This is a genomic window from Hyphomicrobium sp. 1Nfss2.1 (genome assembly GCF_965243865.1).
Classification (GTDB): domain Bacteria; phylum Pseudomonadota; class Alphaproteobacteria; order Rhizobiales; family Hyphomicrobiaceae; genus Hyphomicrobium_A.
The window spans coordinates 526,413-548,761 of record NZ_OZ251603.1 but is presented as its reverse complement, the minus strand read 5'-3'; the positions used below and the strand labels follow the sequence as shown (position 1 = coordinate 548,761).

The window sequence follows — 22,349 nt, the reverse complement described above, 5'->3', positions numbered from 1 at the left end:
GCGATGGATAACTCTTAGACGCGGAGTGGTGTTGCGACGAGGACTAGATTGCTGTGGGCGGCCATTTTGCGATGCAGCGAAAGGCCATTGTCTACGCTGGCGTGCCGCAGAAATACCTATTCAGCACGGGGATGAATTGGGGATGGCCGCCCGCGTGAACCGTTCCGGACGGACAGATGCAATTGCTACTCGATGTCTGATCAGCTGGCGCACCAACTTTGCAGATCGGTGTTGAGGCGTTGGTTGCAAGCTTTGGGAACACAGGCAGGTAGTTCTCTGGATCGTCGCGGCGGTTGCGGTCGATGAGAGACTTATTGGGATCGTCACTGAAGTAGATTTTGAGACCACCTGTGACGGCGTTGTAGTCGCCATCGCCGTAATAGCCGCGCGCGAACAGCGAGACGGGAACCTCAAATCCGCGGATAAGGTACTCGGCGCTCGCAGCGCCGAAGCTCGACTCGTTCAGGTAGCGATAGCCCGCTGAGAGCTTGAGGTCGTCGGTGACGTAGTAGCTGGCGTCGAATTGACCGAAGAAGTGCTTGTCGTCGGTCGTCAGCACCTCGAGGCCGTCGGAAAGGCTCGGGACGTCTACGTTCTCATAGCCGGCGAGAGCGGAAAGCGTGAAACGGCCCAGGTACAGTTCGGCCTCGCCGGCGAGGCGCCAGATGTCGATCGAATCCCAGGTGTGATAGCTGCCGTAGATGCCGAAGAGATAGCTCGATGGATCGCGGGTGAAGAGATGCACACCACCGCCGCCCATCGTTTCGCCGTCTATGGTGCCGATGGCGCCGTCAGCCTGGAGGCCGAGGTAATGTCCGAGCGGCACGCCGAGGGTGCCCAATGCGATGCCAGCGCCGCTGTCATCGAAGGCGCCGCCTTCGGCGCTGATCTTGCCGTTGATGCTAGAGATGGCAGGCAGATCTCCTGCCAACGTGGCGAAGGAGCTGAAGGCCCAGACGGCCACAGCCACCAGTGTCCGGCTCGCGATCCGCATCGTTGTGCCCCAATCGGCCAGGGGACGCGAAACTCTCACCCGGGAAAATGCTGTTCATAATTCGTTAATAGGTTGAGATTCGGTAGACGCGCAACCAGGACACGATGTCGAATCACTCAGGCCAATAAAATGAGGGCGCCGCGGCAACACCGCGACGCCCTCGAATGTCGGCGTTCCAACTGCGTCAGTTGACGCGAGTGACCTCAACGAGATTGTCGGAATAGGTTGGCGCGCGGCCGATGTTCGACCACGCATCGGATGAGATCGAGTTGACCGAGCCGTCCGAGCGATTGAGCTGGCGCCAGTAGCCGAGCGTCGCGACGACGATGCCAGGGTTCACGTCCTCGGTGACGCGCGCAACGCCTTCAAACGAGCCACGGTCGTTGGCAACGCGCACCGGATCGCCCTCGCGGATCGAGCGCGTGGCAGCGTCGGTGGGCGAGATCATCACGAACTGCTCGCCCTGGATGCGGATCTTGTGCGGCTCGTTGGCGTAGCACGAGTTGAGGAACGCGTGGCTCTTCGGCGAGATAATGTTGAGCGGGAAGCGCTTGGCGAGTTCCGGATTGGTTTGCGGAGACTCGCGCACAGGCTGATAGCCGGGAAGCGGATCGAGCAGTGTCCCGTCCTGTTCGGCCTCGTACATGGCGCGGAACGGCGGGGCGACGAAGTTGCGGGCATCGTGCAGCAGCAGTTCGATCTTGCCGGATGGCGTCGGGAACTTGCCCTCAGCGTGCGGCGTGCGCGTGTCGCATGAGCCGACATCGATCTTGTAGTAGCCGTGCTGCTTGAAATACTCCATGTCGATGCCGCCCATCTTCGGGTCGGCCCAATTGATGTAAGCCTCGCACAGCTCGCTGTCGGTCATTTTGAAGACGGGATCGTCGAAGCCCATCTCCGCCGCCAAAAGGCGCCACATGTCGCTCGTTGGTTTGCACTCGCCCGGCGGTTCGACGGCCTTCTGATTGTAGGTGAAGTAGAAGTGCCCCCAGGACCACATCATGTCCTCGGCTTCGCCCGCCATCGCGGCGGGGAGGATGATGTCGGCGTATTTCGCCGTGTCGTTGATGAAGTGTTCAGCGACGACGGTGAAGAGATCCTCGCGCTTCAAGCCCTCGACGATCTTGTTGGTCTCGGGTGATTGGCTGACGGGGTTCGTGCAGAAGACGAACAAGCTCTTGATGGGCGGATCGAGTTTCATCTCGCCGGTGAGTGCCTGGCCGAGACGCAGGTTGTTGACGACGCGCGTACCCGGCTTGATGAAATCGGGGCGTGCCGCCTTTACCCAATCGACGGGGAAGTCCCACAACGGGAGCTGCAGCATGCCGCCGCCGACGTGGCGCCACGAGCCGGCGAGCGCGGGGATGGCGTAGACAGCGCGGGCTGCCTGTGCGCCGCCGGCCGAGCGTTCGATGGCGACACCGATGCGAATGGCCGACGGCTGGCTGGTTACGAACTCGCGCGCGAATTTCGCGATGTCCGCGGCTTTTACGCCGGTGACGTCCTCGACGTATTCCGGCGTGAAGTCCGCAGCGCGCTCCTTCAGCTCAGGGAAGCCGTGCACGTAATTGTCGGCGTACTCCTGGTCGACGAGACCTTGCTGGATCATCGAATTGATGATGCCCATGGCGAGTGCGCCATCGGTGCCGGGGCGCGGACAGATGTGCCAGTCGGCCGCCTTCGCGGTGCGTGACTTATAGGCGTCAATGACGACGACTTTGGCGCCGCGTTTTTGTGCCTCGAGCACGAATGGCCAGTGATGCAGGTTGGTCGAGATGGAGTTGCACGCCCAGATCACGATGTACTTGCAGTGGACGAAGCTCTCTGGATCAACGCCGCCGGTCGGACCGTAGGTGAGCAGCCATGCAGAGGAGGAGCCCGACGTGCAGTAGGTCTTCTCGTTCACGGTCGAGCCGAGACGATTGAAAAATGGGTCGCCGGAGTTGATGCCCTGAACAAGCCCCATGTTACCGAGATAGCTTTGCGGCATGATCGCCTCGGCGCCGTACTCGGCGATGGTCTCGCGCCAGCGGCGGCCGATTTCGGAGATGGCTTCGTCCCAGGTGATGCGCTCGAAGGTGTTGCCGCCGTTGGGGCCGGAACCCTTCGGGCCGACGCGGCGCAGCGGATAGAGCACGCGGTCGGGGTTATGGTGGTGGTCGTGGAAGTCCTTGAGTTTCACGCAGAGCGTGCCGCGGGTGATGGGGTGGTCCTTGTTGCCCTTGACGTTGACGAGCTTTCCCTCGTCAACCTCGTAGATCATGGCGCAGGTGTCGGGACAGTCGTGCGGGCAGGCGCCGAAAAAGCTCTCCCGCTTCGTCTGCTCGTTCATTCAGGCTTCCTCCCCAAGGGTTCCTTTTTGGCGCCCCGTCTTGCCGCGGCCTAAGCATCGCGGTGACGGTGGTCAGCTTTATTGCGACAGTTTGGCATCGAACGACGCGGGGGTGCAAGGGCTGTTGCCTGGGATGGCAAGGGGTTTGATGAGCGTTGCTGAGCTTTGTCTGCGATCAGCACGCGGAGCCCTTCCGCTGCGCCGACGTGCTTATCGTCTACAATGAGATATTCGACGAATACGGGATCCCGGCACAGTCAGCGTGATCGCTGGTTCGATGAGGTCGATGCCGTGGCCGGTGACGATGACCCGACGCCTGAGAGATTTCTCAGCGCGGCGTGGCGCGCCGGCGATCAGGCGGCGCGCAATCCGAATAGTGGTGCTCGGTTCCGGTCCGGTCGGTGACGACGAACTCCGTGCTGGCATCGGCCCCGATATATTGAGGGCCGATCGGGACTTTTCCGTGCGCGCCGGGAATGTCGAGGACGTAGGTCGGCAGCGCCAGTCCAGAGAGGCGGCCGCGCAATTCACGCATCAGGTTCTGGCCGTGCGCGATCGTCGTGCGCAGATGGGCGGTGCCGGGCGCCAGATCTCCGTGATGGAGATAATAGGGCTTGATGCGCATCTCGACGAAGGTGCGCATCAGGGTTTCGAGCGTGTCGGCGTCGTCGTTGACGCCTTTGAGGAGCACGCTCTGGCTGACGAGGGCGATGCCGCCGTCGATGAGGCGCGCGCATGCTTCGCGCGCGGCGGCTGTCAGCTCACGCGGGTGGTTGGCGTGGAGCGCGATGAAGGCCGCCTTCGAGGATGCGCGGAGCGCTTCGACGAGTTGTGGCGTGACGCGTTCGGGCGCGACGGCGGGGACGCGCGAGTGCCAGCGCAACACCTTCACGTGGGGGATTTCGCCGAGCGCTGAAGTGATCTCGGCGACGCGGCGCGGCGATAGAATGAGCGGATCACCTCCTGTGAGGATGACCTCCCAAATCCCGGAGTGTGCGCGGATATAATCGAGGGCTACGGCAAGGTCTGCTTCCGAGAGCGCTGCACTCTTACCAGGGCCCACCATCTCGCGGCGGAAGCAGAAGCGGCAATAGACCGGGCAGACGCTGACGAGCTTTAGAAGCACGCGGTCAGGGTAGCGGTGGACGATGCCGCGCACGGGGCTTTTCAGGCCATCGCCGATGGGGTCGTCGTTTTCGATTGGAAGGCGATCCAGCTCGCGCGCGTCGGGAATGAACTGGCGGGCGATGGGATCTGCCACATCGGCGGGGTCGATGAGTTGCGCCATGGCTGGCGTTATGGCGACCGCGTATTGCTCGCCGACATCGACAAGGGCTGCTGCGCGATCCTGCGGGATGAATCCTGCGTCCGCGAGATCGTCGATGGTCGTCAAAGTTCGGCGGAATGCGGTCATGACAGCTCCCCGATGTGACGTTTCGGCGTGGGCCCGATCATAGCGTGCCGGGCGGGCAACAGTGGTGGAAGTTCGCTCTGGCCGCTGTTGATAGCGGGGACACTCGGGGATAACGCGGCGACCGCTTCCTCGTTTTCGCGTACCGATGGCGCCATCTGGTGCATGCGTTTCTTCAGTCGGTTGATTACGAGGAGGCGTTGATGCGTCGTCATTTACTCTCAGTATTCGTTGCGTGCGTTTCTTTGGTCGGGGCTGCCGAGCAGGCGCTGAGCGACGGCGCACCTTACGACTACGTTCCCACCTATAGCCCCGCGGCGACGAGCTGGACCGGCTTCTACATCGGCGCGCACCTCGGCGGCACCTGGGGCAGCTCCACCGCCACTGGCAACACCGGCGTCACGCTCGATGATTCCTGGAGCTATTCGCCCAGCGGCCTCGTCGTGGGCGGAACGCTCGGCTACAACTGGCAGCTCGGCCCGGTGGTCTACGGCATCGAGGGCGACCTCGGCAATCTCGGCCTTGCCGGAACCGGCGGGTATTACGTTCCGTTCGGCTATGACGCGTCGACGACGACGGACGCCGGTTTCTACATGACCATCCGTGGGCGTCTCGGCGTGTTAGTGAACGGCTGGATGCTCTATGTCACCGGCGGCTATCTGGGTGCCGACACAACGGTTTCGGTTCTGGAGGCCTGCGAGGTCTTCTGCACGACGCCGACGGTGAGTGCATCAAACTCTTCGTTCCGCAATGGCTGGACGATCGGCGGCGGTCTGGAGATTGCCATCGACGGCGCCTCGGCGTGGACCGCGAAAGTCGAATATCTCTATTACGACCTTGGCTCGATCTCGCTCACGACCCCTTCCGGTGGCAGCATCGGCGCCAATACCTGGAGCGTCGACACGGACGGAAGCCTCGTGCGGGCGGGCATCAACTACCGCTTCGGCGGGGTGAAGTTCGGGCAATAGATGTCGCCATCGGCTTGTTCTTGTGAGGGCAGGCGAGCTGATCGGGGGTGTAGCAGGTGGTCTGCCATTGTGCCGGCCACCTGCTTTTTATTGTTCAGCGATATCCGCCGGCTGCCGCAAGGCGCTCGCCGGACACCCAACGCGCGGCGTCGGAGGCAAGGAATACCGCGGCCTGGGCGATGTCGTCGGGCTGGCCGACGCGGTTGAGCGGCGTGCGATCGACGATCTGCTTCTCGAAGTCGCCACCAATTGTGCCGAGCACGTGGGTGCCTTCTGTTTCGATCAGGCCGGGGCTGAGTGAGTTGACGCGGATATTGCGGCGGCCAAGCTCGACGGAAAGAACCTGGGTCAGCGTGTCGAGCGCGCCTTTGGTGGCGGAATAGACGGATGCGGTGGCGACCGGGTTGAAGGCTGCGACGGAGCTGACGTTGATGACCGATCCGCCTTCGGCCGGGAAATGCTTGAGGGCTTCGCGCGTCGTCAAGATCGGGCCGAGGACGTTGATGTTGAAGTGCCGGTGGAACTGTTCTTCGGTGACGTCCTCCAACGGTGCGAAGGCGTAGACGCCGGCGTTGTTGACGAGTACGTCGATCTTTCCGAACGCCTGCTTGGCGGCATCGAACAGCGCCTTGACGTCTGCGGCTTTGGCGACGTCCCCGCCGACGGCGAGCGCCTTGCCGCCATTGGCGGCGATCTCGGATACGACCTTGTCGGCGCCATCGCGGCTGGAAGCGTAGTTGACCACGACGGAAGCGCCCTCAGCGGCAAAGGCTTTGGCGATGGCGGCGCCAATGCCTTTTGATGCTCCCGTTACGACCGCGACCTTGTTCTGCAGCTTGCCCATATGACTTCTCCCGTTTGTAATAGTTAGATAACTGTCTAATTTCGACGATCATCTAAGTATGGGTGCGGAGATATCAAGGGCGGCGACCACCAAATCGTCCGGGCACTCGGCTTGGCCCATTCAGATGCTGGAGAGACGGCTGAGATAGGCGCGAAGGATGGGACGGTTGACGGTCATGCTCATGCACTTACCGGTGCGCGTGACATCGATGAGGCCCGCGGTCTCGAGCTCTTTCAGATGGTGGGAAAGGGTCGCGGCGGTGACGTCATGCTTGGCGTGGAGCGCCACGCACGGCAACCCATCCTGCGCGCCGATCTGCTCCAGGATCTGGAAGCGGCGCGGTTCGGCGAGGGCGCGGGCGATGAGCGCAAACTGTTTGTCGCTGAGGGTGATGTCGCGCGGATTGGACATGCCGCAAATATGGCGGTTCGATTGGCAAAGTCCAGGAGGGCGGCCGGATCAAGGATCGCGCGGCAGCGGCGTCCAGACCACTTGGTCGATGTTGGTCGCGCCGCTCGCCAGCATAACCAGGCGCTCGAAGCCGAGTGCGCAGCCGGATGCCGGCTGCATTTCGGCGAGGGCGGCGATGAAATCGTCGTCGACGGGATAGCGCTCTCCGTAGCGCTCCTCTTTGCGATCCATCTCTTCAGTGAGGCGCTGGCGCTGCAACTCAGGGTCGGTCAATTCACCGAAGCCGTTGGCCAGCTCGACGCCGCAGCAATATAGCTCGAAGCGCTCGGCAAGGCGGGGATCGGTCGACATCGGTCGGGCTAGCGCGGCTTCGCTTGCGGGATAAGCCATGAGCAAGGTTGGCCGGCCGATGCCGAGCTTTGGCTCGATGAGGGCGGTCAGCACCTTGGCGAAAATGTCGGCCCACGTATCGTCATCGTGCGGTCGAACGCCGGCCGCGTCGGCTGCGTTGGCGAGGCCATTGCGATCGTTCTCGTTGGGGCCGAGCGTTGCGATGAGGTCGATGCCGGCATGACGCGAGAACGCCTCGGCGACGCTCAGCCGCTCGGGTTCGGCGTTGGGATCGCAGGTGATGCCGCGCCAGGAGATGAGCCGGCTTCCAGTCACATTGGCGGCCGTGCGCAGCAGGGCGATGGCGTCGTCCATGACTACGGCTAAGGGAGATCCCGCGCGATACCACTCGAGCATCGTGAACTCGGGGGCGTGCAGGGCGCCGCGTTCGCCATTACGAAACACCGGGGCGAAGGCAAAGATGCGTTCCTCGCCGGCTGCGAGAAGCTTCTTGCAGGCGAACTCAGGCGAGGTGTGCAGGTAGAGGGTGCGCTGGGAGAGATCAGGCGCAAGCAACTCGGTGCGGAAGGCGCGCAGATGCATCTCGTTGCCGGGAGAGACCTGCAGGCAGCCGGGCTCGACCTCGATGAAGTCCTGCCCTGCAAACCAGTCGCGCAGGGCGGCCTTGATGCGGTTGCGGGCAAGGAGGAAGGGGCGGCGGTCGGCGTGGACGCTTCTGGTCCACCATGGCTGGTCGGTGCTCATTGGCCCTTTCTAGAGCAAGTCGTGGGGGTGCCATAGCCGTGGGGGTTGTGGCGGGCCAGCTTCAGGGCCTGCTTGGCCTTTGGCCCCGGAAAGGGTATGAGAGCGCCGAGCTTTCCCCTTTTCGGCCGTTCGCGAGCGCGCCAAAGCGCCGGCGCCGGTCCCCTTTCAATGGAGAAGTCAGTGGCCAAGGTCATCGCCTCATCGGTGCGCAAGGGCAATGTGCTGGATCTGGACGGCAAGCTCGCCGTCGTTATTCACGCCGAGAACATTCATCCCGGCAAGGGCACGCCCGTTACGCACCTTGAGATGCGCCGCATCGCCGATGGCGTGAAGGTGACCGAGCGCTACCGTACCACCGACCAGGTGGAGCGGGCCTACCTCGAAGAGAAGGACTACAACTACCTCTACGAGGACGACACCGGCTTCACCTTCATGCATCCGGAAACCTACGATCAGATCACGGTGTCGAAGGACGTCGTCGGTGATCAGGCGCAGTGGCTGCAGGAAGGCATGACGTGCACGCTGTCGCTGCACGAGGGCGTTCCAATCGCGATCGAACTTCCGCAGCGCGTGACGCTGGAGATCGTCGAGGCTGATCCGGTTGTCAAAGGGCAGACTGCGTCGTCGTCCTATAAGCCGGCCAAGCTTGCGAACGGCGCGCGCATCATGGTGCCGCCACATATCGGCACCGGCACTCGCGTCGTCATCATGACGGCCGACGGCTCGTACGTCGAACGCGCCAAAGACTGATCAAATAGCAGCCTGCTCGGTGTTCATCACTCTCCTTGTGCCATGCGGCGCCAGGAGCGGATGAGCAGTGTGCGATCGCCAGTGTGCTCAAGCTCGCAGCGCGCGCCGATGATGCCGACGATCGTGCCGCCCTCGTAGAAGTAGTAGGGCACGCGGCAATCGGCATCGCGCGACGTGAGCCAGATGCGCTGGGCCTTGCGGATGTCTTCCACTGCTTCGGGCTTCATGAGCTTGAGCAGTGCCGCATACTCTTCGTTCAACAACGCATCCCAAGCCTTGGTTTCCTGCTGAGCGCAGGCGACCTCGCCCTGCGTCGATTGCCCGTCGGGCGTGTTGGTGCAGGCGTCGGCGATGCGTCCGATGCATCCATGGGCATCGCGGTTGGCGCCGTTCTCGGTCTCCACGCACGTGACGACTTCTTTGAGGTCGTCGGCGTTGGCAGCGGAACTCACCGCCAAGAAGCCGAGCAGTGCTGCTGCCAGATATTTCAGAGCCACTTTGCAGATCCCCGCGCGATTACTCGTTGCCCATGCTTTAGCGCGCGGAGACTTCCAAATTGTTGAGCGTCGTTCATCGAATCAACTAGCGTCAGCGCCGAGCTAGCAAGATCCATAAAATTGGTGGGGTGAGGCATGCCGCGTAGAGGCGTCTTGAGGGCGTTGGTTGCGGTGTTGCTGGCGATTCCAGCGACGTGGGCGCGGGCCGACGGTGAGCCCGCAGGTGCGGTCGCCGTGGCAGCCCCGTTCTCCTGGACTGGCTTTTATGTCGGCGCGCAACTGGGTGGGCTTGGCGCCTTCAGCGACGTCGATGACCCACGCGGCTCGACGATCTTCGGCAATCCCAACGTGGCGACGGGCGCGTTTGCGGGCGGGCAGGTCGGATACAACTATCAGTCGGGCATGGTGGTCTATGGTGTCGAAGCCGACGTTGCCTTTCCGCAGGTGGAAGGAACGAGCACGTGCTCGTCGCTGTCTGGCCAATTCATCAATTCCAACTGCAAGGTCGGTATCAACGCCTTCGGCAGTCTGACGGGTCGCATTGGCTTGGCGCTGGGTCCGGAAGGGCAAAGTCTCATCTACGGGAAGGGCGGCGCTGCCTGGTCCTCGGGTGGTGTGAGCTTGATCACCAATGACTCTGAGCGGGGCGCCAACGGCAATCCGTTCACGCGCCGGCATTCCGACCTCAATCAATGGGGCTGGACGCTCGGCGCGGGCGCGGAGCAAGCGCTGAGCGGAGGTTGGTCGGTCAAGGCGGAGTACGACTACGCGAACTTCGGCAAGCAGGCGATCTCGCTGCTGCCGAGCGAGTACATGAGCGGGACGGGCGCTGCCATCGAGACCGTGCCGGCGCGTGAGGGGCATCTGTCGCAGGACATGCACCTGTTCAAGCTGGGCTTGAACTACCGGTTTGGAGGGAACGCGCGGGAACCTGTAGAACCGGTGCTCGGCTCTCTCAAGGATCAGCCTTTGGCTGCGACTGGCCCCTATGGCTTCGAAGTCGGTGGCCGCTACTGGTACAGCTGGGGACGTCATAAGTACGATCTGGGCCAGTACAGGTTCGCGCCCGTGCCAAGCTACACGCTGGTATCGAGGCTCACGTATGACGATTTGACTGCCAGCACGGGTGAGGTCACCGGGCGTCTCACGGCTCCGTGGAACCTCTTCGCCAAGGGTTTTCTTGGTGGCGGTTCGGTCACCGGCGGTCACATGAACGATGAGGACTTCAACATCGAGGGCGACCGTGACGTATCTCCTGGCGTCAAGGAGCGGATCCCCTATACGAACACGCTGAGCCAGATCGACGGCAGCATTCCGTGGTACGGCACGGTCGACGTCGGATACGACTGGTGGCGGTCGTCGCGGTATCGTTTCGGTACGTATGCGGGATACAACTATTACGCTGAAAGCTATGACGCGTACGGTGTGCAGCAACTTGCCAACCAGGCCGGGCCGTTCGGAGCTGATGTCGGTGGATCCCTGCCCGCGACCGGGTATCCGGTCATTACGCAGCGGGCGAAATGGCAATCTGTGCGGCTTGGTGCGACGGCGGAGTTTTATCTCGCTCCCGGCTTGAAGCTCATTGGAGACGCCGCTTATCTGCCGTACGTGTCGGTCAACGCCGTGGATCATCACTACGCCGGCAACTCGGGCATGCTCGCCAGCACCAACCCGCTGGAAGGGCACGGTGTCGGCACGCAGCTCGAGGTGATGCTGGCGTATGACGTGACTGACAGGTGGAGCGTGGGTGTCGGCGGCCGTTACTGGGCGATGTGGACGACTGACGCCCAGTCGACGCGGGTGTTCGATTCTTCGAACTCATTCAAGACGCCGACCCCCCAAGCGAACGTGAAGATGGAGACCGAGCGTCTCGGTATCCTCGGCGAAGTCACCTATAAGTTCGACTAGTGGGAAGTCCCCGGCGTGATGTGTCAGGCGCCGAGGGATTTTCTCACCTCGAAGATTTCCATGATGCGCGCGCCGCGATGGGGACCGTCGCACACGAAGGTCCAGCGGCCTTCGGTGTAGGTGTCGCACATCTTTACGCCCTTCACGAGGATCCAGTGACCTTCCTTGCCCTTGTGCACGGCGAGGATGTAGTGGGTCCAGACGTTTCGCGGCTTCTGCATCCACGTCCAGAGCGTCGGCCGCTCCTTGCGCGGCTTGGCCATGAACGTCTCCTTCAGCGTCATGTCGTAGCCGAACTGGGCGAGCGCTGCGCCGACTTCGTCGGCACCGGTGCCTTTGACGACGCTTTTGCGTGGCGCGTTGCGCTCAAAGCGGATGGCGTCCTCGATCTTGGAGATCGGATAGCCGGTGATGGCGGATAAGACGTATGGACCGCAGAAGGCCGTACGGCCGGTATCGTTTCGGGCCTCCGAGAGGCTCGATGTCATGCGGTCGCAGCCAGAAAAACTGTCCATAAGCAGCCCCATGCGATGGTTAATGAAATGTCAGCGCAAGAGGTTTACGAAGGGTTAACGGGCGTCATGGGGGGAAGCAAATGCTGGTGGTGGTCGTCTTTCTGGAGGCGGAGCCCGGACGCAAGGAGGAGTTGCGCGACGCCTTGCTTCGTCATGCAAGGATCTGCCGCGAGAGCGAGGAGAACTGTCACCGGTATGACATCTGCGCGGACCCGATAGAGGGGGCAGCGTTCCTGCTGTACCAGATCTATGCCGACGAAGCGGCCTATCTGGCTCACCGCGAGCTGCCGCACTATGCCGATTTCCGGACCATCACGGACCCCTGGGTAAAATCGCGACGCGTGCTCACCTATGAGGCTGTCAGTCTTTCCGAAGACATTTGAGCGGAAAGCGCGATCTGAGCGTTACGTGTGTGCGCACGTGCTGCAGTCTCGCCGGTAGTAATATCGGGCTATCTTCAGCTTTCCAGTCCGAGGCAGAAGGACCAGACTTTTGAACGTTTCGTTTCTCCAAGAGTTGCTGAGCTCGGTTGCCGAGCAAGGCCGATCGCTGCTGCCGAAGGCGCTGTTCGGAAACGCCGGCAGCGAAAACATCGAGGAGTTGTCGACAGCGCTGCTATCGGGGCGCGGCGAAGCGTCGGGCGTCGCCATCGCGCGGGCGGTGCTCGACCGCTACGCCCAGCTCAACGCCGAGCAGCGACTGGCCTTCTTCCGGTTTCTTGCGCGCGACATGCAGCCGGATCCGGCCTTGGTGGCGGAAGCTGCGCGTGAGCACCTGGAGTCGCCGTCAGACGCCAGTATGGCAAAGCTGCAGAAGGCGCTGGAAAGCCCACGGATGGAGTTCTTCCGGCGGTTGCATCTGACGCCCGGCGCGACGCCCGAGATCGTCGGGATGCGGCGCGATCTTCTGCGGCTGCTGCGCGATGAAGCCTCGCTGGTGCCGGTCGATGCAGATCTGCGACGCCTGTTCTACGTGTGGTTCAACCGCGGCTTCCTGGTCCTCAGGCGGATCGATTGGAACACGCCGGCGGCGATCTTGGAAAAGATCATCCAATATGAGGCGGTGCACGAGATACAGGGCTGGGACGACCTGCGGCGGCGTCTCGATCCTACGGACCGGCGCTGCTTTGCGTTTTTCCATCCCTCGCTGATCGACGAGCCGCTGGTGTTCGTCGAGGTAGCGCTGCTGCGCGATATTCCTGATGCCATCGGGGTGGTTCTGGAGGAGCCGCACGCGGAAGGGCCAGGCAAACCGGCTACGACGGCGGTGTTCTATTCGATCTCCAATTGCCAGGAGGGGCTCAAAGGCATCTCGTTCGGCAACTTCCTGCTGAAGCAGGTGGTCGAGGAACTGATGCGGGAAACGCCAAGTCTGAAGAATTTCGTCACGCTCTCGCCGGTGCCGCAGTTCGCTGCATGGCTCGACAAGGCGGCCAAGCAGGACAACCACCCGATCGCGGACGAGGCTCAGGCGCTGCTTGAAGCAATTCAGCGGTCGGACTGGCCGAACGGGACGGCCGAAGCCGAGCAGGCGGCAATCGAGGCGTCGATGATGGGATTGGCTGCGCATTATTTTCTGGCAGCCAAGGGCTTCGATGGACGCCCGGTCGATCCGGTGGCGCGGTTCCACCTCGGAAACGGGGCGCGACTCGAGCGCATCAACTTCCTGGGCGATCCTTCCGAGAAGGGTCTGCGCGAAGCCTGGGGCCTGATGGTGAACTATCGCTACGATCCCAAGGAGATCGAGAGCAACCATGAGGACTACGCGAATTCCGGCGTGGTAGCGGCTTCGCGCGCGGTGCGGGCCCTCTTGAAGCTCAAGCCGAAGATGCGCGCGCTGGCTGGCGATGTAGCCACGCAGGCCGCGCTGCCCGCACCTCAGCCAGAAAAAGCAGAAGGCTAAGCTCTGCCGTATTCCAGCCCGGTTCCACGACCGCCACTTGTCACTCGTCGTGGGGAACGGGCACAATGCGGGCCGCGATCAGCCTGACGGCGGCTGTACGCAAGATTGTGTCAGAACCGTCGAGACAGCCGGAGATGCGCCATGCGCTATGGTGATGAGGATCGCGAAAGCAACAACGTCGAGGACCGCCGCGGGCAGCGCGGGCCGTCGTTTCGCTTTCCTGGCGGGTTTCGCGGCGGCGGCGATGGCACGCGCATCCAGATTCCGATCGGTGGCGGGGGCGGCATCAGCCTCGGCACGCTGGTGATCATCGGCGTCATCTTGCTGTTCCTGGGGATCAATCCGCTGGACCTGCTCAAGGAGGGGCAGTTCCCGGATGTTCCGCAGATGCCGCAGACAGAGGTTCCGAAGACGCCGGGTCGGCAGGCAAGCCGCGGGCCTGACATTCCCGGACTGCCGGGCGGGACGCAGGTCAGCACTCCAGATGACATGAAGCGGTTCGTGTCGCAGGTGCTGGCTGACACGGAAGATGTCTGGGGCAAGGTCTTCACGAGCTTCGGGCGTCGCTATAGCGAACCGCAGATGGTGCTATTCAGCGGCGCAACGCGCACGGCTTGCGGCACCGGCGTATCGCAGATGGGGCCGTTCTACTGTCCGCTCGATCGCAAGATCTACATCGACCTGACCTTCTACGACATGATGAAGCGCAAGTTCGACGCGCCTGGTGATTTCGCCCAGGCGTATGTCATCGCGCACGAGGTGGGTCATCACGTGCAGAAGCTGCTCGGCATCGCGGACAAGGTGCAGGAACTGAAGATGCAGTCTGGCGAGAAGGACGCCAACGCGCTGCAGGTGCGCATGGAGCTGCAGGCGGATTGCCTCGCGGGCGTCTGGGCCAACCTCAATGATCAGGTGAAGAACCGGTTGCAGCCGGGTGATGTCGAGGAGGGGCTGAACGCGGCAAGCCAGATCGGCGACGACATGATTCAGCGCCGCACTCAGGGGCAGGTCGTGCCCGACGCTTTCACGCACGGTAGCTCGGCACAGCGGGTGCGCTGGTTTAAGCAGGGCCTCGCAGGCGGCGATATAGCCCGGTGCGATACCTTCAATACGAACGATCTTTGATGTTCGGTCGAAGAAAGTTGTCCGGCTGAATAGGGGGATCGGCAACCGTTGGCCTATATTGGAGTTACGCTGCTTAGAAGGGCTCGCTCCATGAAGCAACCGAAGCGGATATTCGCACCGTTTGCGGCCATCCTGGCGGGGGTGAGCGGCTTGAGCATTGCCGCTCGGTCCGCTGATGCGCCGCCTCCGGGCTCGATGGAAGTTACCATCACCGACAATGCGCCTGAGACGGGCGCGCCACCCCCTGAACTCAAGCTGCGGGCGGTTGTGACCCGCGCGCTCGTCGATTCCGTCACGACTTGGAGCCGTCTTTTGGAGGGGCGCGGGCCGGAGGTCGCGTCCGTGAACGTGCGCTTCGTTTCCCGGCTGGCCCCGAATAACTGCTACGGCCTCTACACCGGGGACGGTCCCGCCTACTGCAGCGGCAACCACACGATCTTCGTCGGTACGGCTGCCGCGCAGGGCCTGATGAGCAAGTTCGGAAAGCAGGGCGAGGCGGGGATCACCTTTCTCATCGGGCACGAGATCGGCCACCACATTCAGAACCTGGATGGTCGGTTTTTCGCATTGAGCCGCGCGATCAGGGCGGATCCCGAACAGGCGACCGGGTACGTGCGCCGGTTCGAGTTGCAGGCTGACTGCTATGCGGGCGTTTGGGTGCACGACAGTCCGGCGTGGGCGGGCTCGGATCAATTCCGGGCGGACTTGCTGGCCGTGCTGTTCGATATCGGCGACGACCAGCTGCTCGCCGGGCGTTCACAAGATGCGATCCGCCAAGTGGGGCTGCACGGGACGACAGAGCAGCGGACGCGCTGGTTCCTGCGTGGTGCCCAGACCGGCGATGTCGCAGCCTGCGATACGTTTGCAATCACTCAGCCGTAGGCGCGTCCGTTCCGGCGAGAGCGCTTCTTCAGGCCAGTCTGTACAAACGAATAACGCTTCGGACCGGGTGGGTCCGAAGCGTCATGTTTGTGTTTATCCGCGTAAGGGGCGGGATCAGAACGCGTTGCCGCGGAACTGGCTGACCTCGCACGCCATGCCGCGGTCGCTCATGACTTTGCAGACGGCTTTAGCGTCGGCGACTGTCGGTAGTGGACCAGCGACGAGACCGTAAGTGCGCTCGTTATCCTTGCCGGATACGACATAGCGCGGGTGCAGCGAGCGGACCGTGTCGGAAGCGCGGTCGTTGAGGATCGACCAGCTCAGGCGCAAAGCGTCGAGCGAGGGGCCGGTGGCGAGAAGCACCCCGACCTCCGGTGGCTTCGCGGCCGCTGCGGGCTTCTTGGTTTCAATGCTGCCCGTCTCGATGGTGGCGGCGGCTTGCTTCTTGGCAGGCGCGGCTGCGGCCGTCTTTGCGGGCTTTGCTGCGGCGGCAGCCTTTTCAGCGGCCAGACGTTCGAGCGTCTCCAGCTTCTCCATGAGGATGCGGTCGCGTTCGGCGGCTTCGTCCAGGCCAGCCTTGAAGCTGGCGAGGTCGGCTTTGACTTCGCCAACGCCCTGCTTCAGCGGGTCGATGTCGGCGAGCGCGCGCTCGACGGTTCGCTGGGTTTCGACCAGTGCTGTCTGGGTCTGGTCCGGTTTGGACTTCCACATGGCGATGAGGTCCGGGCGGACGCCCAGGAAGACGAGGTAGGCACCTGCCAGCGTCGCTGCGAGCAGGTACAGCAGAACGTAGGGGGTGAATGTGCGGCGCCGCGCCGGGCCGATGGAGTCGACAGACATTCTTTCAGCTTCCACTGTTTTGAACGCGGCACAGGGCCTGAACTGGGGCCGGCCTGGCGTTGAACCGATGTGATTTTGACGCGGCCTCGCCGGGAATGACTACCGGAGAGTCGGTGAGTCGCGGTCGGGGAGCAACGCAGGGGGTTGGATGCGGGCTGCGCTGCCTGTGGACGGAATCGATGCCTGAAACAAGCTATTGAAATTCAAGCGTCTATGCGCGGGTATGTGCCAGCTTGGCCACAGCTCGTGCACCGGGGACAGCAACACCGACGGACACAATTGCGCCGTCTTGTTGGGCGGAGCCTGCCGCCGGTATACAAGGCTTGTGAAGCCTCCGCGTGCAGGCAGCACGTACGTGCGTAGCTGAGCCGACCTGTTCCTCTTTCTCTCAATCATAAGCAAAGTCGGGAATTCGATGAGCCATCGTCCCTTGCTCGTTGTCGTCCTCGCGGCCGGACAGGGCACGCGCATGAAGTCGGCGCTGCCGAAGGTGCTGCACAAGATCGGCGGGCGGTCGATGCTGGGTCACGTCATTGCAGCCGCGCAGTCCTTAGAGGCTGACGCCCTGTCGGTGGTGGTCGGGCCGGGAATGGACAAGGTACGCGCGGAGGCCGTGGCGCAAGAACCTGCCGCCAAGGTGTTCGTGCAGGAGAGGCAGCAGGGAACTGGCGATGCTGTGCTGGCAGCCCGCGAGGCGCTGGCCGCGCATAAAGGCGACGTGCTCGTTCTTTATGCCGACACGCCGCTGCTGCCGACTGAGACGCTGGAAGCTTTGCGCGCGCGCCTCGATGCCGGCGCCGGCATTGCAGTGCTGGGTTTCGAGGCGAAGGATCCGGCCGGCTATGGTCGCCTCCTGACGGATGGCAATGGCTGGTTGACTGCGATCCGGGAAGAGAAGGATGCGAGTGACGACGAGCGCGCTGTGCGCCTGTGCAATTCCGGCGTGATGGCGTTTCGGCTCGACGATGTGCTGGGCGTGCTCAGCCGCATCGGCAACAACAACGCCAAGGGCGAGTACTATCTCACCGACGCCGTCGAGATCGCGCGGTCGTCGGGGGCGAAGGCTGCGGTGGTGACATGCGCAGAGGAGGATGTGCTGGGCGTCAACTCGCGCGATCAGCTGGCAGTGGCCGAAGGGATCTTCCAGAAGCGTGCGCGGCTTGCGGCCATGCGTGAGGGTGTGACGATGATCGCGCCCGAGACTGTCTGGCTGTCGTACGACACCAAACTGGGTCGTGACGTGGTGATCCAGCCGAACGTGTTTTTCGGTCCGGGTGTCAGCGTCGACGACGAAGCCGAGATCCTCGCCAATTGCCATTTCGAACGCGCGCACATCGGCAAGGGCGCGCGCGTGGGGCCGTTCTCGCGTCTGCGTCCGGGGGCCGATATCGGCGAGGATGCGCACGTGGGCAACTTCGTCGAGCTGAAGAACGCGCAACTGGGCAAGGGCGCGAAGGCGAACCACTTGTCCTATTTGGGAGACGGCAGCATCGGTGCAGGGGCGAACATCGGGGCGGGGACGATCTTCTGCAACTATGACGGCTTCTTCAAGCACCGCACCGAGATCGGCGAAGGGGCTTTCGTCGGTTCGAATACTTCGCTGGTGGCCCCTTTGAAAGTGGGGGCCGGCGCCTATATCGGCTCAGGCAGCGTCATCACGAGGGATGTGGCGGCAGATGCCCTTGCCCTAGAGCGCTCGCCGCAGGACGAGCGGCCCGGGTGGGCGGCCAAGTTCCGGGCGATGATGGCGAAGCGGAAGGCAAAGACTTGATTAAGGATAGTGCAGCGCCCCGGCGGGTGGAGTGACCGAAAATCGCAGAAACACTCTGTGATTTGAGGGGCATATTAATCAAACGCTAGCACTATTGGTGCGCGCAAGCTGAAGGATTCGGATCGCATGTGCGGCATCGTCGGAATTATCGGAAACAAAGCGGTTGCTACGGATCTCGTCGACGCACTGCGCCGGCTCGAGTACCGGGGCTATGACTCGGCCGGCATCGCAACGGTCGAGAATGGCCACCTGGAGCGCCGCCGGGCTGAAGGCAAGCTGCGCAACCTTGAAGGCCGGCTGCTGCAGGAGCCGCTTCGAGGGCACACGGGTATCGGGCACACGCGGTGGGCTACGCACGGGCGGCCGACGGAGCGCAATGCTCATCCGCACATGAATGCCAAGGTGTCGGTGGTGCACAACGGCATCATCGAGAACTATCGCGAGCTGAAGGAAGAGCTTGCGGCCAAGGGATATCAGTTCGAGAGCGACACTGACACCGAGGTGATCGTCCACGTCGTCACCGATGAACTGGCCAAGGGCGTGAGCCCCGAAGAGGCGGTGCGTCAGGCGCTTGGTCGTCTTCAGGGGGCGTTTGCGCTCGCCATCATTTTTGCCGGTCACGACGACCTGATGATCGCGGCGCGGCAAGGTTCGCCGCTCGCCATCGGCCATGGTACCGGCGAGATGTATCTCGGGTCGGACGCCATCGCGCTCGCGCCGTTTACGGACGCCATCACCTATCTTGAGGAAGGCGACTGGGCGGTGCTGAGGCACTCGGGCGTCGAGATCTATGACCGCGCCGGGCAGCGCGTGGATCGTCCGCTGATCAAGTCGGTCGCGTCGTCGCTGCTGGTCGACAAGGGTAATCATCGCCACTTCATGGCGAAAGAAATTCACGAGCAGCCAGAGGTCATCAGCCATACGCTGGCGAACTACATCGACATGGCCGAAGGCACGGTTCGGATTCCCGAGCTGGGTGTCGATCCGGCAGTGCTGGCGCGTGCTACTGTCTCTGCCTGCGGAACGGCGTATTACGCGGGCCTCGTCGGCAAGTACTGGATCGAGCGTTACGCGCGCTTGCCGGTGGAGATCGATGTCGCATCGGAGATGCGCTATCGCGAACCGCCAATGACGAAGGACGGCTTGGCGCTGTTCGTGTCGCAGTCGGGCGAGACGGCGGACACCCTGGCGGTGTTGCGTCATGCCAAGGCGGAAAGCCAGCGCATCGCGGCAGTGGTCAATGTGCGCACGTCATCGATCGCGCGCGAATCGGACATCGTGCTGCCGACGCTGGCCGGACCCGAGATCGGCGTTGCCTCGACGAAGGCGTTCACCTGTCAGCTTTCGGTGCTGGCGTGCCTGGCGCTGGGACTTGCGCGTGCACGCGGGACGATCGACCGCGAGAAGGAGCTCGAGCTGGTTCAGGCGCTGATCGAGGTGCCGCGACACATCTCGAACATCCTGCGCAACGAGGAGCAATACGTCGCCATCGCGCAGATGCTGTCCAAGGCGCGCGACGTGCTCTACCTGGGCCGCGGCACCAGCTATCCGCTGGCGCTTGAAGGTGCGCTGAAGCTGAAGGAGATTTCCTACATACACGCCGAGGGTTATGCAGCGGGTGAGCTGAAGCATGGTCCGATCGCGCTGATCGACGAGAACGTTCCGGTGATCGTGGTGGCGCCGAAGGACGAGCTGTTCGAGAAGACGGTCTCGAACATGCAGGAAGTGGCGACCCGCGGTGGACAGATTATCCTCGTCTCGGATGCTGCTCCCGAGGAGGTCGGCTGCAAGATCGCGGCGCACATCTCGATGCCAAAGGCGTCTGAGTTCACCAACCCGCTGCTCTATGCGGTGCCGGTGCAACTTTTGGCTTATCATACGGCAGTGCTGATGGGGACCGATGTCGATCAGCCACGCAACCTCGCCAAATCGGTCACGGTCGAGTAGGGGAAAAGGCATCCGGCCTTACGGCCCTGGATTTGCCTCGAATTTGAGCTTGGCTTAGGGTCACCGTTGAGACGGGGCGGATCGAGCAAGCATCAAGGTTCGGATATGGGGGAAAAGTTGCGCACTCTGGCTCTCGTCGCGGGGCTGTTGGCGGTCGCGCTGCCCGCCGCCGTATTTGCTGCTCCCGCAGGTGATGGCGACGGTGCCGACAAGGCCAAGTCTGCGCAGCTCGTTCAGCAGATTTTCGATGGTGGCATCAAGGCTTACGGCGTTGGCAAGTACGAGGAGGCGATGCGCGCCTTCGAGGCTGCCATCCGCACCGGCATGCCGAGCCACCAGATGCCGAGAGTTCTCTATTACCGAGGTCTCACGTTCCGCAAGCTGGGCAAGCCCGGTTTTGCCGTGTCCGACCTCACCAGCGCGCTTTGGCTCAAGGGCGGCCTGTCCGAGGCGGAGCGGGCCGACGCAATCAAGAACCGGGCGCTCGCCTATCACGAATCCGGAGTAAGCGAAGTCCCGCCGCTGCCGAAATCGGCTTATGCGGAGGCGCCGGCGATGCCGGGACAGAGCAACGGTGCTGCCCAGGCCGCCACGGCGAGCAACGCGGCGGCTCCTGCCGCGCCGTCCTCGTCGTCGGGTTCGGGCGGCGGCATCGGTGGTTTCTTCTCGAACTTGTTTGGTGGCGGGTCGTCCAGCGAGAGTGCCGAGCCTGCGCCTGCGAGCACGGCGTCGATCGCCAGCACGCCGGCTAGCAGCGGTTGGGGCGAGTCGACGGAAGTCATTCCGAGCGGCGCAGCGGCAAGCGCCGGACCATCTGTGGGCTCCGCCTTCGTCACGCAGGTCGCCGCGGTGGAAGAGCCTGCCGGCAGCGCGCGCCAGTCGTCGGCCGGGGGATCGGGCGGTATTACGCTTCAGGTGGCCTCGGTGCGGTCGCGTTCGGAGGCCGAATCTCTCGCTGGTCTGCTGGTCGGACGGCATGGCAGCGAGCTTGGTGGCCGCAAGCCCGCCATCGACGAATCGGTGGTCGGCAGCATGGGCACGTTCTACCGGGTGAAGCTCGGGCCGTTTTCCAATAGCCAGGAATCGGGTCGGCTGTGCAACTCGCTGCGTTCTGACGGCTTCGATTGCCTAGTCGTCACGGAATAGCGTTGTTGCGGCGCTTATAAAGCCCGCCATTGCCGAAGCATTAGGCGCTGATCGCTTAGGCTGTGCCCCTTACGTCGGCGGCAAATCCATGGGAAAGTCCCGGAGCCTCAGCCGGCAATACCGCTCCCAACGGATTGGGACGGATCGTGTGGCGTGGGGCGTGTGGGAATATCGATGAGTTCTGCCGATCCACCCAAGGGACCGCAGGAGACCTCGGCCGAGTTGCGCGCGGGCTTGCGCAAGCTGGTACGGGACGATTCCTCCAGCGGATGGCACTTCGGCGCGCGGCTGCGCAACTACTTCCTGACAGGTCTTGTCATCGTCGGCCCAGTGACGATCACGCTCTATTTCGCGTGGTGGTTCATCAACGTCACCGACGCGTGGATCAAGCCGTTCGTTCCGGCGGCGTATCTACCGGATACCTATCTGCCGTTTCCGATTCCCGGGTTCGGTCTGGCGGTCGGCCTCGTTGCGCTGACGCTGATCGGCGCGCTGGCTGCGAACCTCCTCGGGCGCACGCTGATCTCGTTCGGCGAGCAGATGCTGGGCGGCATGCCGATCGTGCGCAACGTCTACAGCGCGCTGAAGCAGATTTTTGAATCCGTGGTGAGCGCCACAGGGCCCGGGCAGACATTCCAGAAGGTCGGCCTCATTGAGTTTCCCAGCAAAGGCCTGTGGTCGATCGTATTCGTGACTGGCGAAACGACGGGAGAGATCGGCCGCGTGATGCCGGGCGCCGATGGCGATCTGCTGACGGTGTTCATGCCGACGGGGATCGTGCCGCCGACGGGTTTCGTGTGCTTCCTGCCGCGCAAGGACGTGGTGTTTCTCGACATGACGATCGAAGACGCGGCGAAGGTGATCATCTCGGCGGGTATGGTGACGCCGGAGAGCCAGGCGAAGCTGCGCGAACTTGCCGAGCAGTCGCGGCGCGGGAAGAAGAACAAGGGCAAGCCTGTTCCCGCCGCTTGAGTGTCTCTAGCCCGGAGATCATTTGCTTCTGCCCCTCAC

At 62.9% G+C, this 22,349-nt stretch carries 21 protein-coding genes; 12 read left to right on the top strand and 9 right to left on the bottom strand.

What is annotated here, in order from left to right:
* Positions 1-91 precede the first annotated feature (91 nt).
* Both ACP15D_RS02765 and ACP15D_RS02760 read right to left on the bottom strand, forming a co-directional pair.
* A complete protein-coding gene (locus ACP15D_RS02765; protein ID WP_424956041.1) occupies positions 92-994 on the bottom strand; it encodes a hypothetical protein in 903 nt (300 codons plus the stop codon).
* A 184-nt stretch (positions 995-1,178) separates the two neighbouring features.
* Positions 1,179-3,326 (bottom strand): molybdopterin-containing oxidoreductase family protein, encoded by a 2,148-nt coding sequence (locus ACP15D_RS02760; protein WP_424956040.1) that lies wholly within the window; start codon positions 3,324-3,326, stop codon positions 1,179-1,181.
* A gap of 155 nt (positions 3,327-3,481) precedes the next feature.
* Here ACP15D_RS02760 and ACP15D_RS02755 point away from each other — a divergent pair, with 155 nt between their 5' ends.
* Positions 3,482-3,592: a DUF6980 family protein gene (locus ACP15D_RS02755; protein ID WP_424956039.1), complete on the top strand. Its 111-nt coding sequence runs from the start codon at positions 3,482-3,484 to the stop codon at positions 3,590-3,592.
* A gap of 62 nt (positions 3,593-3,654) precedes the next feature.
* Here the strand turns inward: ACP15D_RS02755 and ACP15D_RS02750 are convergent, their stop codons facing one another.
* Positions 3,655-4,740 carry a lysine-2,3-aminomutase-like protein gene (locus ACP15D_RS02750; protein ID WP_424956038.1) on the bottom strand — a complete coding sequence of 362 codons (1,086 nt, stop codon included), beginning with the start codon at positions 4,738-4,740 and terminating at the stop codon, positions 3,655-3,657.
* A gap of 200 nt (positions 4,741-4,940) precedes the next feature.
* On the opposite strand from ACP15D_RS02750, the gene ACP15D_RS02745 reads away from it, so the two are divergent.
* Positions 4,941-5,705 carry an outer membrane protein gene (locus ACP15D_RS02745; protein WP_424956037.1) on the top strand — a complete coding sequence of 255 codons (765 nt, stop codon included), beginning with the start codon at positions 4,941-4,943 and terminating at the stop codon, positions 5,703-5,705.
* A gap of 94 nt (positions 5,706-5,799) precedes the next feature.
* On the opposite strand, the gene ACP15D_RS02740 is transcribed toward ACP15D_RS02745, so the two are convergent.
* The 3 genes from ACP15D_RS02740 to epmA form a co-directional block, all read right to left on the bottom strand.
* Entirely contained in the window at positions 5,800-6,549 is a 750-nt protein-coding gene (locus ACP15D_RS02740) for an SDR family NAD(P)-dependent oxidoreductase (protein ID WP_424956036.1), read from the bottom strand.
* 120 nt (positions 6,550-6,669) lie between these two features.
* Entirely contained in the window at positions 6,670-6,960 is a 291-nt protein-coding gene (locus ACP15D_RS02735) for a winged helix-turn-helix domain-containing protein (protein ID WP_424956035.1), read from the bottom strand.
* Between the two features lie 48 nt (positions 6,961-7,008).
* Positions 7,009-8,055: an EF-P lysine aminoacylase EpmA gene (epmA, locus tag ACP15D_RS02730; RefSeq protein WP_424956034.1), complete on the bottom strand. Its 1,047-nt coding sequence runs from the start codon at positions 8,053-8,055 to the stop codon at positions 7,009-7,011.
* A gap of 180 nt (positions 8,056-8,235) precedes the next feature.
* Between epmA and efp the strand changes: the two genes are divergently transcribed.
* The gene (gene efp, locus ACP15D_RS02725; RefSeq protein ID WP_424956033.1) at positions 8,236-8,805 is read left to right on the top strand and encodes an elongation factor P; all 570 of its coding nucleotides are present in this window, start codon (positions 8,236-8,238) and stop codon (positions 8,803-8,805) included.
* A gap of 26 nt (positions 8,806-8,831) precedes the next feature.
* Here efp and ACP15D_RS02720 read toward each other — a convergent pair whose 3' ends face one another.
* Positions 8,832-9,302: a lysozyme inhibitor LprI family protein gene (locus ACP15D_RS02720; protein WP_424956032.1), complete on the bottom strand. Its 471-nt coding sequence runs from the start codon at positions 9,300-9,302 to the stop codon at positions 8,832-8,834.
* A gap of 135 nt (positions 9,303-9,437) precedes the next feature.
* On the opposite strand from ACP15D_RS02720, the gene ACP15D_RS02715 reads away from it, so the two are divergent.
* The gene (locus ACP15D_RS02715) at positions 9,438-11,210 is read left to right on the top strand and encodes an outer membrane beta-barrel protein (RefSeq protein WP_424956031.1); all 1,773 of its coding nucleotides are present in this window, start codon (positions 9,438-9,440) and stop codon (positions 11,208-11,210) included.
* Between the two features lie 23 nt (positions 11,211-11,233).
* Here the strand turns inward: ACP15D_RS02715 and ACP15D_RS02710 are convergent, their stop codons facing one another.
* On the bottom strand, positions 11,234-11,725 hold the full coding sequence (locus ACP15D_RS02710) for a hypothetical protein (RefSeq protein ID WP_424956030.1): 492 nt from the start codon (positions 11,723-11,725) through the stop codon (positions 11,234-11,236).
* A gap of 80 nt (positions 11,726-11,805) precedes the next feature.
* On the opposite strand from ACP15D_RS02710, the gene ACP15D_RS02705 reads away from it, so the two are divergent.
* From ACP15D_RS02705 to ACP15D_RS02690, 4 genes are all read left to right on the top strand, one after another.
* Positions 11,806-12,108: a putative quinol monooxygenase gene (locus ACP15D_RS02705; protein WP_424956029.1), complete on the top strand. Its 303-nt coding sequence runs from the start codon at positions 11,806-11,808 to the stop codon at positions 12,106-12,108.
* A 109-nt stretch (positions 12,109-12,217) separates the two neighbouring features.
* Positions 12,218-13,627: a malonyl-CoA decarboxylase domain-containing protein gene (locus ACP15D_RS02700; protein WP_424956028.1), complete on the top strand. Its 1,410-nt coding sequence runs from the start codon at positions 12,218-12,220 to the stop codon at positions 13,625-13,627.
* A 141-nt stretch (positions 13,628-13,768) separates the two neighbouring features.
* Complete coding sequence (ypfJ, locus tag ACP15D_RS02695) at positions 13,769-14,752, top strand: KPN_02809 family neutral zinc metallopeptidase (RefSeq protein ID WP_424956027.1); 984 nt, start codon at positions 13,769-13,771, stop codon at positions 14,750-14,752.
* A 90-nt stretch (positions 14,753-14,842) separates the two neighbouring features.
* Positions 14,843-15,634, top strand: coding sequence for a neutral zinc metallopeptidase (locus tag ACP15D_RS02690; RefSeq protein WP_424956026.1), 792 nt, complete (start codon positions 14,843-14,845; stop codon positions 15,632-15,634).
* Between the two features lie 114 nt (positions 15,635-15,748).
* Here the strand turns inward: ACP15D_RS02690 and ACP15D_RS02685 are convergent, their stop codons facing one another.
* A complete protein-coding gene (locus tag ACP15D_RS02685; protein ID WP_424956025.1) occupies positions 15,749-16,474 on the bottom strand; it encodes a hypothetical protein in 726 nt (241 codons plus the stop codon).
* Positions 16,475-16,889: 415 nt separating this feature from the next.
* Between ACP15D_RS02685 and glmU the strand changes: the two genes are divergently transcribed.
* The 4 genes from glmU to ACP15D_RS02665 all read left to right on the top strand — a co-directional run bounded on the left by glmU (position 16,890) and on the right by ACP15D_RS02665 (position 22,310).
* Positions 16,890-18,245, top strand: a complete 1,356-nt coding sequence (gene glmU, locus ACP15D_RS02680; RefSeq protein ID WP_424956024.1) for a bifunctional UDP-N-acetylglucosamine diphosphorylase/glucosamine-1-phosphate N-acetyltransferase GlmU — start codon at positions 16,890-16,892, stop codon at positions 18,243-18,245.
* A 126-nt stretch (positions 18,246-18,371) separates the two neighbouring features.
* Positions 18,372-20,192, top strand: coding sequence for a glutamine--fructose-6-phosphate transaminase (isomerizing) (gene glmS, locus ACP15D_RS02675; RefSeq protein WP_424956023.1), 1,821 nt, complete (start codon positions 18,372-18,374; stop codon positions 20,190-20,192).
* Between the two features lie 105 nt (positions 20,193-20,297).
* Positions 20,298-21,338: an SPOR domain-containing protein gene (locus ACP15D_RS02670; RefSeq protein WP_424956021.1), complete on the top strand. Its 1,041-nt coding sequence runs from the start codon at positions 20,298-20,300 to the stop codon at positions 21,336-21,338.
* A 174-nt stretch (positions 21,339-21,512) separates the two neighbouring features.
* Positions 21,513-22,310 (top strand): DUF502 domain-containing protein, encoded by a 798-nt coding sequence (locus ACP15D_RS02665; RefSeq protein ID WP_424956020.1) that lies wholly within the window; start codon positions 21,513-21,515, stop codon positions 22,308-22,310.
* Positions 22,311-22,349 lie beyond the last annotated feature (39 nt).